The sequence below is a fragment of the Acidovorax sp. LjRoot117 genome, assembly GCF_964252695.1.
Taxonomy (GTDB): Bacteria; Pseudomonadota; Gammaproteobacteria; order Burkholderiales; family Burkholderiaceae_C; genus Acidovorax.
The window spans coordinates 52,485-66,491 of the sequence record NZ_CAXUPO020000013.1 but is presented as its reverse complement, the minus strand read 5'-3'; the positions used below and the strand labels follow the sequence as shown (position 1 = coordinate 66,491).

Here is a 14,007-nt window from a genome sequence, read left to right as displayed (position 1 = left end):
TGGGGTTGGAGAAATGGGAAGGTCCCGCGATCAGCGGGACCGCCTTTGACTACACAGGCTTCGGTGCGTCCGGGTGGGAGGGCTCGGCAGACACGTCCTCGGCTTCTTCATCGGGCCTGTGGGCCAGCCGGTAAAGAATCGGCAGCACGAGCAGCGTGAGCAGCGTGGATGAAAGAATTCCACCGATCACCACGGTGGCCAGAGGACGCTGGACTTCCGCGCCGGTGCCTGTGGCGATGGCCATGGGAATGAATCCCAGCGAGGCCACCAGGGCGGTCATCAGCACCGGGCGCAAGCGGGTCAGGGCGCCATCCCTGATCGCTTCGTCCAGGCCGACACCGCCTTCCCTCAGGCTGCGGATGTAGGAAATCATCACCAGGCCGTTGAGCACTGCCACCCCAGAGAGCGCGATGAAGCCAACGGCCGCGGAGATGGACATCGGAATGTCCCGAAGCCACAGCGCCAGGATGCCCCCTGTCAATGCGAATGGGATGCCGGTGAAGACCAGCAAACCGTCCTTGGCATTGCCGAACATCGCGAACAGCAGCACGAAGACCAGCAGCAGGGAGACCGGTACAACGATCTGCAGGCGCTTGGTGGCTGACTGCAGGTTCTCAAAGGTGCCACCCCAGCTCGTCCAGTAGCCGGTGGGGATCTTGATCTGCGCCAGGCCTTGCTCGGCCTCTGCAACGAACGAGCCCACATCCCGTCCGCGCACGTTGGTGCTCACGACAATGCGGCGCTTGCCGTTCTCTCGGCTGACCTGGTTGGGGCCGGGTGCCAGCTCGAACGATGCGACCTCACCCAATGGGATGAAATTCGTCTTGGCTTCCGTGCCACCGGCAGACCGCGGCAACGGTATGGGTAGCCGCTTCATGCCTTCCAGGTCATTGCGAAGCGCCTCAGGCAGGCGAACCAGGATGTCGAACCGGCGGTCCCCCTCGAACATGGTGCCGGCCTCACGACCACCGATGGCCGTGGCCACGGTGTCCTGGATGTCGGCAACGTTCAGCCCGTAGCGCGCTGCCTTCTGGCGGTCGATGTTCACCGTGAGCATCGGAAGGCCCGTCGTCTGCTCGACCTTGACCTCGGAGGAGCCCTGGATCTTTTGCAGCATGGCGGAGACTTCTTCAGCGGACTTGTTCAACACGTCCATGTCGTCACCGAAAATCTTCACGGCCACGTCACTGCGCACCCCTGAGATCAGCTCGTTGAATCGCAGCTGAATGGGCTGGGAGAACTCGTAGTTGTTGCCGGGGATCTTGCCAATGACTTCCTGGATCGCCGCGAGCAGCTCATCACGGGTCTTTCGAGGCTCGGGCCATTCATCCATCGGCTTGAGCATGATGTACCCGTCCGAAATGTTCGGCGGCATGGGGTCCGAAGCAATCTCCGCAGTACCGGTTCTGGCGAAGATGCGCTCGATTTCGGGGAACTTCGCTTTCAGCGTCTTTTCGATCTGCTGCTGCATCGCCACCGACTGGGAAAGGCTGGTGCCCGGAATGCGCAGTGCCTGGATCGCGAAGTCGCCTTCATTGAGGTTGGGTACAAACTCGCTGCCCATGCGGGTCGCGATCAGTCCGCACAGGACCACGGCAACCGCGGCAATGGTGAGAACCAGCGTTTTGGCGCCCATCACGCGATCAAGCATGGGGCCGTACAGGCGCTTGGCGTGGCCCAGCAAAAAGTTCTCCTTCTCGCTGACCCGATTGCCGATGAAGAGGGCCACAGCTGCCGGGATGAAGGTCACAGAAAGGATCATCGCGCCCACCAAAGCGGCAACCACCGTGAAGGCCATGGGGTGGAACATCTTCCCTTCCACGCCCGTCAGCGCGAAGATGGGCAGGTACACCACCATGATGATGAGCTGTCCGAACAGCAATGGGCGGCGCGACTCCTGGGATGCCAGGAACACTTCATGAAAGCGCTCGGCCCGCGTCAACGGCCGGCCGTGGTGCGCCTGCGCATGGGCGAGCCGCCGAACGCAGTTCTCCACGATCACCACAGCTCCGTCAATGATGATGCCGAAGTCCAGGGCCCCCAGGCTCATCAGGTTGGCACTCACCTTGTAGTGGACCATCCCGGTGAACGTGAAGAGCATCGACAAGGGGATGACCATTGCCGTGATGACTGCGGCCCGGATATTGCCCAGAAAGAGGAACAGGATCACGATCACCAGTACCGCGCCTTCCAGCAAGTTCTTCTTGACGGTATTGATGGCCTTGTCGACGAGCACGGTGCGGTCATAGACCGTCACCGCGTGCACGCCCTCTGGGAGGCTCTTGTTGACCTCCAGCATCTTCTTGTCCACTGCCTGCGAGACGGTCCGGCTGTTTTCTCCGATCAGCATGAACACCGTGCCGAGAACCACCTCGCGCCCGTTGTCGGTTGCGGCACCCGTTCGCAGCTCCCGGCCAATGCCCACGTCGGCCACGTCGCGCACGCGCACAGGAACACCGTTGGCACTGCTGAGGATCACGTTGCCGATGTCCTCCAGCGACTTGACCTGTCCAGGGGCGCGAATCAGGTACTGCTCGCCGCGCTTTTCGATATACCCAGCGCCCACGTTGCCGTTGTTGCGGTCCAGTGCCGTGACGACGTCTTGCAGCGTCACGCCCAGCGAGGCCAGTCGTTCCGGGATGGGGGCGATCTGGTACTCCTTGGCAAAGCCGCCAATGGAGTTGATTTCGGTCACGCCAGGAACGTTTCGCAGCTGCGGCTTGATGATCCAGTCCTGGATCTCGCGCAGGTCGGTCGGGGTGTAGGGACTGCCATCGGGCTTCTTGGCCCCATCCTTGGTTTCGACGGTCCACAGATAGATCTCGCCCAAACCGGTTGAGATGGGCCCCAGGGCTGGCGTGATGCCGGCGGGCAGCCGGTCTCTGGCTTCCTGGATGCGCTCATTGACCAACTGGCGCGCGAAATAGATGTCGGTTCCGTCTTTGAAGATGACGGTCACTTGCGACAGTCCGTACCGTGACAGCGACCTGGTCTGCTCCAGGTTCGGCAGGCCGGCCATGACTGTCTCGATGGGATACGTGACCCGCTGCTCGGTCTCCAGAGGCGAATAACCGGCGGCCTGGGTGTTGATCTGAACCTGGACGTTGGTGATGTCGGGGACCGCGTCGATGGGCAGCTTCTGGTAGCTGAAGACGCCCAGCGCCGCCATGCCCAGGGCCGCCAGCAGCACCAGCCATCGCTGCTCGATCGAGAATCGGATAAGTTTTTCAAACATGTATGGGCTCCGGGATCAGTGCGTGTGTTCGGCAGATCCCTTGCCGAGTTCGGACTTCACGACGAAGCTGCCTGTCGAGGCGTAGGGCATGCCGGGCTTGAGGCCCGACAGGACCTCGATGCGCTTGCCATCGCTTCGGCCCAGCTTCACAGGTTGGGCGATGAAGCCGCCGTCGACCTTGAGGAAGACCACGGGCTTTTCTCCGACGTTCTGGACTGCGTCGGCCGAGATGGTCACAGGCGCTGCCGTTTCTTCGGACACCACCTCGACGTTGACGAACAGGCCGGGGCGCCAGGCGCCCTTGGGGTTATCAAGAACGACGCGGGCCTTGGCGGTACGGGTCTGCTCACCGATCAACGCGCCCACGAAAGCGACAGTACCCGTGGCGGAGGCATCGAAGGCGGTGGCCTTGATGGTGACCTTCTCGCCCACCCGCACCGACGGCAGATCCTTTGCAGGAACATTGATCTCAGCCCACACCGTGGCAAGGTCCGAGATGGTGAACACCGCCGCATCTTCCTTGACGGCCTCGCCAAGACTCAGGTGCTTCTCGATGACGATGCCGTCAAAGGGCGCGCGCAGTTCGATACGGTTCAGTCCGGACTCGGACGAGGTGGACAGGCCCAGCGCACTGAGCTTCTGATTGGCGTTGGCAACAGCGACCTCCGCTTCGCTCAACGCCTGCCTGGCCTGCAGGTAGTCCTGTTCGGCGGAGACCTTCTGCTCCCACAGCTTCTTTTCCCGCTCGTAGGTGGTCTTGGCCAGCGCCAGGCGCTTTTGCGCCGTCTGCAGCTCGCTGCGCTGCTCCGAAGCGGTCGGGCTCGCAATGGCGGCCAGAACCTGCCCCTTTTTGACGACCTGGCCCAGGCTGGCGCTGACACTCTCCACCACACCCGCCAGACGGGGAACCACGTGCGATGTCCGGTCCTCGTTTAGCCGGATCTCGCCGGGCAAAAGCAGCGCCGTCTTGATGTTGGCTGCCGACGCAGAGTCCACCGTAATGGAGGCGGCCTTGATCTGGGCATCGGTCAGTTCGATCTTTCCCTCTTCCTTGCTCATCACGAACATGAAAGGTTCGGTGGCCGTCTGCGCAATGATCTCGATGTCGAACGCGTGGGGTTCGGCGACGATCTCGCGGCTGACCAGGCTGTCCTTTTCTGCGGCAAACGTCAGGTTTTGCTTGTCGTCTGTGGGGCGGGTCACTGTTGCCGTGACCGTTACCGTGTTCAGGGGGAGCGGCTTGTCCTTGTCGGACAGCCAGATCCGCAGCCGAGGCTCGCCACCGTCTTCGGACAGCAATGCTTCCAGGCTGAAGTCGCCTTCCTTGAACACTGTGCCACCGTGGGGGCCCTTGGCCTGGCTCTTTTCATGGTGCTCGCCATCGGCGTGGCCTTTGTCGTCGTCGTGGCCTTTTTCACCGCCTTTGCCGTGGTGTTCTCCATCACCGTGCCCCTTGGCCTCGGTATGGCTGCCGTGGCCGTGGCCATCGCCCTCGGCGGCGACTGCAGTGGGCTTGCCGCCGCCTTGTAGGATGAAGGCTCCTGCCCCGACCCCTAGCGCGAGGACAACGGCAATAGCGATGAGATGCTTTTTGCTGATGGAGGATGTGCTGATGTTCATTGTCATGCTCAGTTGTGCGTTGCGATCAATCCGGAAACCGTGCTGGCCCCAAGCAGGCGGTCGACATCCGCCGCCGCGCGGTGTGCCTCGCCCAGGGCTTTGAGGTACTGGGATTTGGCGGTGAAGTAGGTGCGCTGGGCATCGAGCACCTCCAGGAAGTTGAACTTTCCGTTCTCGAAGCCAATGGTGGCCGCGTCGTAGGCCGACTTCGCGCCGGGCAGAACGTCCTGTTGCAGCGACTGGATCTCCGCAGTGATGGTCGAAAGGCGTTCGCGCGCCTGCGCCACTTCGCTGTGCAGGCGTACCGTGGCCGCTTGCAACTCGTCGCGGGCCTTGTCCTCAAGCTTGAGAGCTTCCAGCAGGTTGCCCTGGTTGCGGTCAAACACAGGCAGAGGCACGGAGACACCAAACAGCAGGACGTTGCGTTGGGTCTCGTTGCTGCGCTGCATGCCGACGCTGACGGTGACATCGGGCACGCGCTTGCTTTGCTCCAGTGCAGTCAGGGCCTGGCGCCGATCCACCTCGATCCGCGCAAGGACAACGCCTGGCGAAGAAGAAATCAAGGGCTGAAGATCGGCGAGGGGCGGTACCGCGGGAAGGTGGTCGGCTTTGCCCTCGAGGACGGTGAACGGCGCGTTGATCTGTCCCAACAGCGCAAACAGGCGAGACAATGCATTGCGTTGTTCGCTGGCTGCCTGTGCGAGCTCGACGCGAACGCCGGCTTCCGCAACGCGGGCCTTGGACTCTTCCACAGGTGATACCTTGCCAGCGGCTACGCGCTTGGCTACGGTATCCGTTGACGACTTGGCCAATGCCACGCTGTCTTTGGCGAGCGCCAATCGCTCCTGCGCCGTCAGGACGTCGAAGTAGGCTGCGGCCACATTGGCTCGCACGGTGGCCTTCAGCTCAGCGAGCTGGGCCTGTGCCTGCTCGCGTGATTTTTCGGCCGCCTTGGTACGCGCTGCGCGCTTTCCACCCAATTCCACGGGGAGGTTGAGTTGCCAGCTTTGCGTACGTGTTTTGGAGCGTGCGTCTTCCAGCGAATAGGCAAGCTCGGGATTGGGGCGTGAGTGCCCTTGAAGAATCTGCCCTTCTGTTGCCTCCAACTGGCGGGTAGCGGCAGCCACCTCTGGATTCCCGTCCAAGGCCAACTCGATGGCCTTGGCCAGCGACAGAGGCTCAGCGGGAGACACCGCGGCAGTCTGGGGCGCCTGTACTCCACCGACTGTGCCTTGCGACATGCCCTGAGAAGAGGCCCCGCCCGAGAAGGTCAGCAATATGGCCGCGGCACCTGCTGCGAGCCTGAATTTCGTGCGGCCGCCCCATGCGTGCGGCTTTCCTTGAAGGTAAATACCCTTGAACATCCGATTCTCCAGTGATTTCAAAACACGAGGGAATCGGCGGGGTGGCAACCGTGCAGCTGCCTGGCAACTCGTCAGTCAGTGCAGCCGCGACACGCACAACTGCAGCCGCCAAGGGGCGGTCACGACTGACTGAAAGAAGGAGAGATGCCCCCGCCGATCAGGCGAGGACGGGCCACTGTGGGCGGTCGGGAGGTGTGGGCGTTACAGCCGCCAGGCGCTCGCCCGACGGTGAGTCCACGCGGCTGTCATGGGAGACGCGATGTTTGGCGCAGGACCAGTTGAGGGCCCCGATGCCGGCACCATGGCAAACCGAGCAGTCGACATCGGACATGTCGGTGCCTTGGCTGGTCTTGTCGGCTTGGCCGACCCCGCTTTTGGCTTCGTGCTTGTGCTCGTGATGCCCAAGGTGCTGGGCCTGGTCGGTCGAGTTCTCGTGCATGCAATAAGCAGCCACCGCGGACCAGCTGAACTGGAACGGGAGCAATGCAAGCATAAAAACGACGATCAGGCGGCGCATTTTTTGAGTCTAGCACGCGGTCAAGAAGACTTCGTGTGCCGATCAGCCGCCCGCGCCGTACAGTTCCTGGTTGCGCTGCTTCTCAGCGGCTGACATGTTCAGGTACTCCTGCTGCACCTGCTCACGCGTCTTGGAGCCACCCGTTGCTTTGACAGGCAGTGCACCACCGCGAGACAAGATCGCCAGCGTACCGTCCTTGCGCGCGGCTTCTACAGACTGAAGCACTTCGCCACGGGACACGTTGCTTTGGACGTGGTCGGGATGGGTGGTCATTCCCACTTCGCCACCGGCTGGATGGTAGAGCGCCGAAGCAGATGCCAAGCCTGGGGCCGCAATGGCCAGGGCAATCAGGGAGAGTGCGAGGGGTTTGCGAACGGTCATGGTGTGGTCCCTTGATTCGAATGAGCCAGCGGCGATCTACCGCGGCTATGCCTTTCGACACAGGGGGTACTGTAAAAATCGGACCTCGACAAGGCGCCAACAGCCAGATGACAAATTCGTAATCTACGAACAGGCGGCATTCTTCGAGAATGGCACCATGAAAATTCTGCTCATTGAAGACGAGGTCAAGCTGGCCGAGTACCTGCGCAAGGGCCTCGGAGAGGTCGGTTATGTGGTGGACGTCGCCCATAACGGGGTGGACGGCCTACACATGGCCCTTGAAGGCGGCCACGATCTGCTGGTGCTGGACGCGATGCTCCCAGGGATCGACGGCTTCAGCCTGCTGACGGCCTTTCGCAAGACCAGGCAGACCCCTGTCTTGATGCTCACAGCCAGGGTCAGTGTCGAGGATCGGGTGCTCGGACTTCAGACGGGTGCGGATGACTATCTGGTCAAGCCCTTTGCGTTTTCCGAGTTGAGCGCCCGCATCCAGGTTCTGCTCAGGCGCACCCAAGGTGCGCGGGTCGCGGCAGAGCCCACGCAACTGCGTTTGGCCGACCTGGATGTCGACCTGGTGCGGCGCAAGGCGTCCCGAGGCGGTCAGCGCTTGGAGTTAACTGCCAAGGAGTTCCTGCTGTTGACCCTTTTTCTGAGAAGGAAGGGAGAAGTGCTGTCCCGCACGGAGATCGCCGAGCAGGTCTGGGACATGAACTTCGACAGCGATACCAACGTGGTGGAGGTCGCCATACGGCGCCTGCGTACCAAGATCGATGTGCCCTTTGACACCGCGCTTCTGCACACCATCCGCGGTATGGGGTACGTCATGGAAGAGCGCAACGGATGAAGGCCCTGATCCAACATCGCTCATTGCGCCAGCGGTTGTCGTGGTGGCTGGCACTTCAGAGCTTTGCCGGGCTCGGGCTGGTCTGTCTGGCCGTCTACCTGGTGACCGAATTCAACTTCCGAGATCGACAGGAGGAAACGCTGGCGCAAAAGGAAAACGTCATCCGGCACTTGCTGGTGGACGGCAAGGAGCACGGGGATTCGGAAGACCTTGCTCACAAGCTCGATGATTTCCTGGTAGGGCACGGAGATCTTTCGCTTGAAGTCGCGCAGGCCGATGGGGCCATCCTCTACGCCCATACCCGCAACCAGAATGCGAAGACGGTCTGGCGCCAGCGGCAGTTCGAAGTGGCACTGGCTTCGGGCCAGACGGCCTCAAAGAGTTTGCGCGTCCAGCTGTCGCTGGACATCCAGACCGACAACCAGTTGCTGCACCGTCTTGCAGTCACATTGCTGGTGGCAGCCATTGGCGGGGCCGTCGTGGTTTCGCTGGGCGGCTTCTCCCTGGTCAACCTGGGCCTGGCGCCCGTTCGAAGACTGGCCAGCCAGACGCGCGCCGTTTCGGCGGACAACCTCCACCAGCGGCTCGATGGCGCGGAGCAGCCCCTTGAACTCGTGCCGCTGATCGACCAGTTCAATGCACTCCTGGCTCGCATTGAAAAGGCCTACTCCCAGATGGAGGGCTTCAATGCGGACGTGGCGCACGAGTTGTGCACGCCTTTGGCCACGCTCATTGCCAACAATGAACTGGCGCTGCGGCGCCCCGAGCAAGCGGATATTCGCGAGGTGCTGGCGTCCAATCTGGAGGAGCTGCATCGCCTGACCGGTATCGTCAACGACATGTTGTTCCTGTCCCAGGCAGATCGGGGCGTGGGAGCGCGTCGCGCGCCCGTGGCTAGCCTGGCATCGGTGGCGGCCGACGTGCTGGACTACCACGAGGCAGCGCTGGCCGAGGCGGGTCTCACCGCGAAAGTGGTCGGCGATGCGCATGGCACCTTCGATGTGCCGTTGTTGCGCCGGGCATTGTCCAACCTGCTGGGAAACGCAACCCGCTACGCGAGCACCGGCTCCATCGTTCAGATCAACTTGAGAACTGGTGACGAGGACCGCGTGTTGATCAGCGTCACCAACTACGGCAACACCATCGATCCCGAAATACTTCCCCAGCTGTTTGACCGGTTTTTCCGGGCAGATCCTGCTCGCAGCCATGGGCAGAGCAACCACGGCCTGGGTCTGGCCATCGTGGGCGCGATTGCCCGCATGCACCAGGGCAAGCCGGTGGCCAAGTCAGAGAATGGGGTGACAAGTGTCGGGTTAGAAATTCGCGCTCACTGAAAATCAGCGTCGTTTGTTGGCCCGCTGCCTCGGAGCCACGCCAATATCATGATGAGCACCTGGCGGGTGGGCCTCGCTGGGCTGCATGTGATTGTGTTGAAGTGCCGCAGTGGCCAAGCCGCCCAAGATGCCGCACTCACCGGCGAGGTGGCCTGGTGAGCACTGCTGCTGCAAGCTGCGCAATTCCGACTCCAGTGCCTGGAGTTCCCGGATGCGAGACACCACGTGCCCGATGTGCTCCTGAAGAAGTGCGTCCACCGCGCCGCAGTTTTCATCCGGAGCGTCCTTGAAATGCAACAGCACCCTGATCTCATCGAGGGTCATATCCAGGCATCGGCAATGGCGGATGAAGGCCAGACGCTCGACATGACTGCTGTCGTAGACCCTGTAGTTGCTTTCTGTGCGCATCGCGATCGGCAGCAGGTTCTCGCGCTCGTAGTAGCGGATGGTCTCAGTCTGCGTGCCGGTGGCCTTGGCAAGTTCGCCGATTTTCATAAAGCGTCCTTTGCAAAATCTGGTTTCCGTAGGACAAGGCGGCGAGATTTGGGGAGTCGCTTGACTTTAAGGTCACTACAGGGTTTCCAATTAGGCCATGAAATCAGAAACCAGCACTTCCTCTAGCGTTAATGACACCTGCTGCTCCTCGGGCTGCTCCAGTACCGTTGCCTCGCCTCCTGCCGCCGCAAGCAGCCCAGGCAAAGGCACGCTGTTGCGCATCGCCACCATGGACTGCAGCGCCGAGGAGTCAGAGATCCGCCGGGCGCTGGAACCTCTAGAGGGAGTCCGGTCATTGGGCTTCCAACTGGGCGCGCGCACGCTGAAGATCGATGCAGAGGATGGTGTCTTGCCCTTGGCGCTGGATGCCATCCGCAAGGCGGGTTTCGATCCACAGCCGGTGTCTACTGCGGCACACACTCAGGGTGGCCAGGGCCGGGTGTTTCGCATAGCGACCATGGACTGCAGTGCCGAGGAGGCGGAGATTCGCCGGGCGCTGGAACCTCTGGGTGGAATCCGCTCCCTGGGTTTTCAGCTGGGCGCACGGACGCTGAAGATCGACGCAGAGGAAAGCACCTTCCCGTTGGCACTCGACGCTATCCGGAAAGCGGGCTTCGATCCGCAGCCTGTGGCCAGCTCCGAGGGTGGACAGGCGGGCGGAGCAGCCGACGACCACGACCATGGACATGGTTTTGCAGGTGGCATTACCCGGTTGGTGGCTGCGCTGGTGTTCGCGACTGGGGCAGAGGTCTTGTCGTTCTTTGCACCGGACCAAATGGTCTGGAAGGTGGCGGGCATGGCCATCGCCGCCGTGGCGATCTGGCTGGCGGGGATCGACACCTACAAAAAAGGCATTGCGGCACTTTTGCGCGGCAAGCTCAACATCAATGCGCTGATGTCGGTGGCAGTCACCGGGGCATTCCTGATCGGTCAGTGGCCCGAGGCCGCCATGGTGATGGCCCTGTATGCGATTGCCGAACTCATCGAGGCCAAGGCAGTGGACCGGGCCCGCAACGCCATCAAGGGCTTGCTGGAACTGGCGCCGGAAGAGGCACTGGTTCTGGGAGCAAATGGGTCGTGGTCTGCTACACCGGTGGCTTCGGTGGCCATTGGAGCAACCGTGCGCATCAAGCCAGGCGAGAGGGTGCCCCTGGACGGCAAGGTGACCAAGGGCAACGGGGCCATCAACCAGGCGCCGGTGACTGGAGAGAGCATTCCAGTGGACAAAGCGCCTGGCGACCAGGTGTTCGCAGGGACCATCAACGAAACTGGTGAACTGGAGTTTGAGGTTACTGCCTTGTCCAGCAACACCACCCTGGCCAGGATCATCCAGGCCGTGGAGCAGGCGCAGGGCACGCGTGCACCGACGCAGCGCTTCGTCGACCGCTTTGCCTCGATCTACACCCCGGCTGTCTTCGCCATTGCCGTGGCGGTAGCGGTGCTGACCCCTTTCCTGATGGGCCTGACCTGGCTGGAGGCGCTCTATAAGGCCTTGGTGCTGCTGGTGATCGCCTGTCCATGTGCTCTGGTCATTTCCACACCCGTCACAGTGGTCAGCGGATTGGCCGCGGGAGCGCGCCGCGGGATCCTGATCAAGGGCGGAACCTACCTGGAAGACGCCCGGCTCCTGAAGGCCGTTGCGCTGGACAAGACGGGCACCATCACCGAGGGCAAACCCAAGTTGGTGAAGTGGCAGGTGTGGGGTGCCGGCGATGAGTCCGCAATCCAGCTGATGGCGGCCAGCCTGGCGGCCCGATCCGATCACCCGGTCTCGAAGGCGATTGTTCAGGGCCTGGAGGCGCAAGGCCCAGAGGCTGAGAGCTTCAAGGCCTTGCCGGGGCGCGGTGTCGAGGGCTGGGTCAATGGTGCGCGCCTGGTGCTGGGCAATCACCGGCTGATTCACGAGCAGGGATTGTGCGGGCCGGAACTGGAGGCGGAGCTGGCCATCCACGAAAAGCAAGGTCGCACGGTCACCCTTCTTGCAGACGAATCGCGCGTCCTGGCGCTCTTCGCGGTAGCGGACACCATTCGCGAGACCTCAAAACAGGCCATCGCCGATCTCAAGGCACTGGGAGTGACTTCGGTCATGCTGACAGGCGATAACACGGCCACTGCAAAGGCCATCGCAGCGCAGGCCGGCATTGATGATGCCCGCGGAGATCTGCTGCCCGAAGCCAAGCTTGATGCTATCAAGGAGATGCAAAAGCGCTATGGCGCCACCGGTATGACCGGCGATGGCATCAATGACGCGCCGGCGCTGGCGCAGGCCGACATCGGCTTTGCCATGGGCGGTGCGGGAACCGACACAGCGATGGAAGCGGCCGACGTGGTCATCATGAACGATGACCTGCAGCGCGTCGCCGAGACCGTGCGCCTGTCCAAGCGCACCCATGCCGTTCTCTGGCAGAACATCACCTTGGCGCTGGGTATCAAGAGCGTTTTTCTGGTGATGGCGGTGGTGGGCACTGCGACCATGTGGATGGCCGTTTTTGCGGACATGGGGGCCAGCTTGCTGGTCGTGGGCAATGGACTGCGCCTGCTTCGCGGCACGCGGGTCGAGCCTGCCGCCAAGGCCCAGCCTGCGCAGCCCAAGGAGCATGCCCATTCCCACTAGCGATTACCCGGGACGCACGATGCCTATTTGCCCGCCTTGGAGACCTCCTGGGCTACCAGCTCAGCCAGTTGCTTGGCGCCAAAGCTGGGCAATGGCCGCCCATTCACAAAGAAGGTCGGGGTCTTGTCGACCTTGAGGGCAGTCAGGTCCTGCACATCCTGCTGCAGCATCGCTTCCAGCGTGGGCGATGCCATGTCGGCCCGAGCTCTCGCAATTCCAGACCTGCCTGCTCGGCCGCACTGTAGGCCAATGCCAGATTGGGACTTCCATGGTCTGCCCACTGTGGCTGTGCCGCCAGCAGGGACTCCAAGACCAGGAGGTACTTGTCCTGCCGCCGGGCGGACTCCAGCAGCTTGACCACCTCTCCCGAGCCCTGGTGAAACGGCGCATACCGAATGACCAACCGTACCCGGGTAGGATACTGCTTCATGAGATCTTTCACGACCGGATAGAAAGCGCGGCAGGTTTCACACGCGGGATCGAAGAATTCGACAATTGTCACGGGCGCCTCGCGGGGACCGATGACCGGCGAATGCATGCGCACCAGCCGCTCAGACTGCTCGGAGGCCTGCTGCTCTTGCTTGCTGTGCACACGGCTCTGGTAGAGACTCGCACCTACCCCGAAGGCGGCAAGTGCGACGCCCAGCACGAGGGCGATGATGTATTTGCGGTGGATCATTTTGCTGTTTTGCGCAGATAAAGGCAGAGTGAAACGGCGATAACAATGAACGCCGTCAAGGAAAGCCAGGGCAGTTCAATGCCATAGAAAAAGTCGAGCTTCTGATCGGCGCAGGACACTCCTACAGCGCATGGAACCCATGCCCTGGGAACCAGGCCTGCAGCCAGAAGGCTGTGGTACCCCGCTACGGCCGCGCCTGCAATCGCCAGGGGCAAGGCATAGACCGCTCCCCGGCGGTCATCGCTGTAAAAGGCCATGCCCAGCACCAATGCCAAGGGGAACATGGCAATGCGCTGATACCAACACAGCACGCAGGGGGCCATGCCCATCACCTCGCCGATGAACAGCGCGCAGCCAGTTGCCACAACAGCGGTCAACCAGGCGGCTAGAAGCAGCAATGAGGTCCTTTTCATCGGTGCCTCCATTGCATCCTCAGGGGAGTGCAGCAAGGGGGTGTCGCAGGACTACTTGCGGTGGTTTGCGGGCCAGGCGGCCCAATGGCTATGGACATGAAGAGATCCCGAAGGCATGCGTCAAGGCCGGCCCACAGGGGGCGGCACGCTTGGCAGGGATCGCAGTGGATTGCTGGGCGATACCCTGGTCAGGCCAGGGCGTGCCACTGAGGACGTTCGGGACGGCTGGCAGGCACTGGGGACCAGCGCGCTCTGATAGAAATGCCAAAGTGCTCCTGCCCGACGGCCGCGCAAACGCCGCGCCGCGCGGGCAGCGCCTCTGGACCCTGGGCGTGGCATGTGCCGCACTCCACTTCGATAGCGGCAGTGCCCATTCGAGCTGACTCCCGAGCCCGCTTCTCGTCGGCCGCAGCCAGGCCCATTTGGTGGTGTTCGCACAAGTGCCGTGCTGTCATGAGCGAAACCCCGTACTCCGGCGCGCTGTCGTGCGGCCCCACTGCAGCCCAGACCA

12 protein-coding genes are annotated in these 14,007 nt (G+C 62.3%); 3 read left to right on the top strand and 9 right to left on the bottom strand.

Annotated features, from left to right (window positions below; all coding sequences use genetic code 11):
- Positions 1–49: 49 nt before the first annotated feature.
- The 5 genes from ACSQ3D_RS23655 to ACSQ3D_RS23635 all read right to left on the bottom strand — a co-directional run bounded on the left by ACSQ3D_RS23655 (position 50) and on the right by ACSQ3D_RS23635 (position 7,117).
- Positions 50–3,235 carry a CusA/CzcA family heavy metal efflux RND transporter gene (locus ACSQ3D_RS23655; RefSeq protein WP_056419696.1) on the bottom strand — a complete coding sequence of 1,062 codons (3,186 nt, stop codon included), beginning with the start codon at positions 3,233–3,235 and terminating at the stop codon, positions 50–52.
- 15 nt (positions 3,236–3,250) lie between these two features.
- Entirely contained in the window at positions 3,251–4,861 is a 1,611-nt protein-coding gene (locus ACSQ3D_RS23650) for an efflux RND transporter periplasmic adaptor subunit (RefSeq protein ID WP_056419698.1), read from the bottom strand.
- A gap of 2 nt (positions 4,862–4,863) precedes the next feature.
- Positions 4,864–6,219: a TolC family protein gene (locus tag ACSQ3D_RS23645; RefSeq protein ID WP_056419702.1), complete on the bottom strand. Its 1,356-nt coding sequence runs from the start codon at positions 6,217–6,219 to the stop codon at positions 4,864–4,866.
- Between the two features lie 157 nt (positions 6,220–6,376).
- Complete coding sequence (gene czcI / locus ACSQ3D_RS23640) at positions 6,377–6,736, bottom strand: cation efflux protein, CzcI family (RefSeq protein ID WP_056419705.1); 360 nt, start codon at positions 6,734–6,736, stop codon at positions 6,377–6,379.
- Positions 6,737–6,778: 42 nt separating this feature from the next.
- Complete coding sequence (locus ACSQ3D_RS23635; RefSeq protein WP_056419708.1) at positions 6,779–7,117, bottom strand: DUF4148 domain-containing protein; 339 nt, start codon at positions 7,115–7,117, stop codon at positions 6,779–6,781.
- Positions 7,118–7,274: 157 nt separating this feature from the next.
- Between ACSQ3D_RS23635 and ACSQ3D_RS23630 the strand changes: the two genes are divergently transcribed.
- Entirely contained in the window at positions 7,275–7,961 is a 687-nt protein-coding gene (locus ACSQ3D_RS23630) for a heavy metal response regulator transcription factor (RefSeq protein ID WP_056419925.1), read from the top strand.
- Positions 7,958–9,295, top strand: a complete 1,338-nt coding sequence (locus tag ACSQ3D_RS23625; RefSeq protein WP_082493263.1) for a heavy metal sensor histidine kinase — start codon at positions 7,958–7,960, stop codon at positions 9,293–9,295. The genes ACSQ3D_RS23630 and ACSQ3D_RS23625 overlap by 4 nt, the downstream gene beginning before the upstream one ends.
- Before the next feature lie 3 nt (positions 9,296–9,298).
- Here ACSQ3D_RS23625 and cadR read toward each other — a convergent pair whose 3' ends face one another.
- Complete coding sequence (cadR, locus tag ACSQ3D_RS23620; protein WP_056419711.1) at positions 9,299–9,790, bottom strand: Cd(II)/Pb(II)-responsive transcriptional regulator; 492 nt, start codon at positions 9,788–9,790, stop codon at positions 9,299–9,301.
- A gap of 229 nt (positions 9,791–10,019) precedes the next feature.
- Here cadR and ACSQ3D_RS23615 point away from each other — a divergent pair, with 229 nt between their 5' ends.
- Positions 10,020–12,404 carry a heavy metal translocating P-type ATPase gene (locus ACSQ3D_RS23615; RefSeq protein ID WP_056419714.1) on the top strand — a complete coding sequence of 795 codons (2,385 nt, stop codon included), beginning with the start codon at positions 10,020–10,022 and terminating at the stop codon, positions 12,402–12,404.
- A gap of 23 nt (positions 12,405–12,427) precedes the next feature.
- Here ACSQ3D_RS23615 and ACSQ3D_RS23610 read toward each other — a convergent pair whose 3' ends face one another.
- From ACSQ3D_RS23610 to ACSQ3D_RS23600, 3 genes are read right to left on the bottom strand one after another with little or no spacing between them, the layout of a single operon-like run.
- Positions 12,428–12,574: a DsbA family protein gene (locus ACSQ3D_RS23610; protein WP_235504081.1), complete on the bottom strand. Its 147-nt coding sequence runs from the start codon at positions 12,572–12,574 to the stop codon at positions 12,428–12,430.
- Positions 12,547–13,083: a DsbA family protein gene (locus tag ACSQ3D_RS23605; RefSeq protein WP_235504082.1), complete on the bottom strand. Its 537-nt coding sequence runs from the start codon at positions 13,081–13,083 to the stop codon at positions 12,547–12,549. Before ACSQ3D_RS23605 ends, ACSQ3D_RS23610 begins: the two co-directional genes overlap by 28 nt.
- Entirely contained in the window at positions 13,080–13,496 is a 417-nt protein-coding gene (locus tag ACSQ3D_RS23600; protein ID WP_056419932.1) for a disulfide bond formation protein B, read from the bottom strand. Before ACSQ3D_RS23600 ends, ACSQ3D_RS23605 begins: the two co-directional genes overlap by 4 nt.
- Positions 13,497–14,007: the final 511 nt, after the last annotated feature.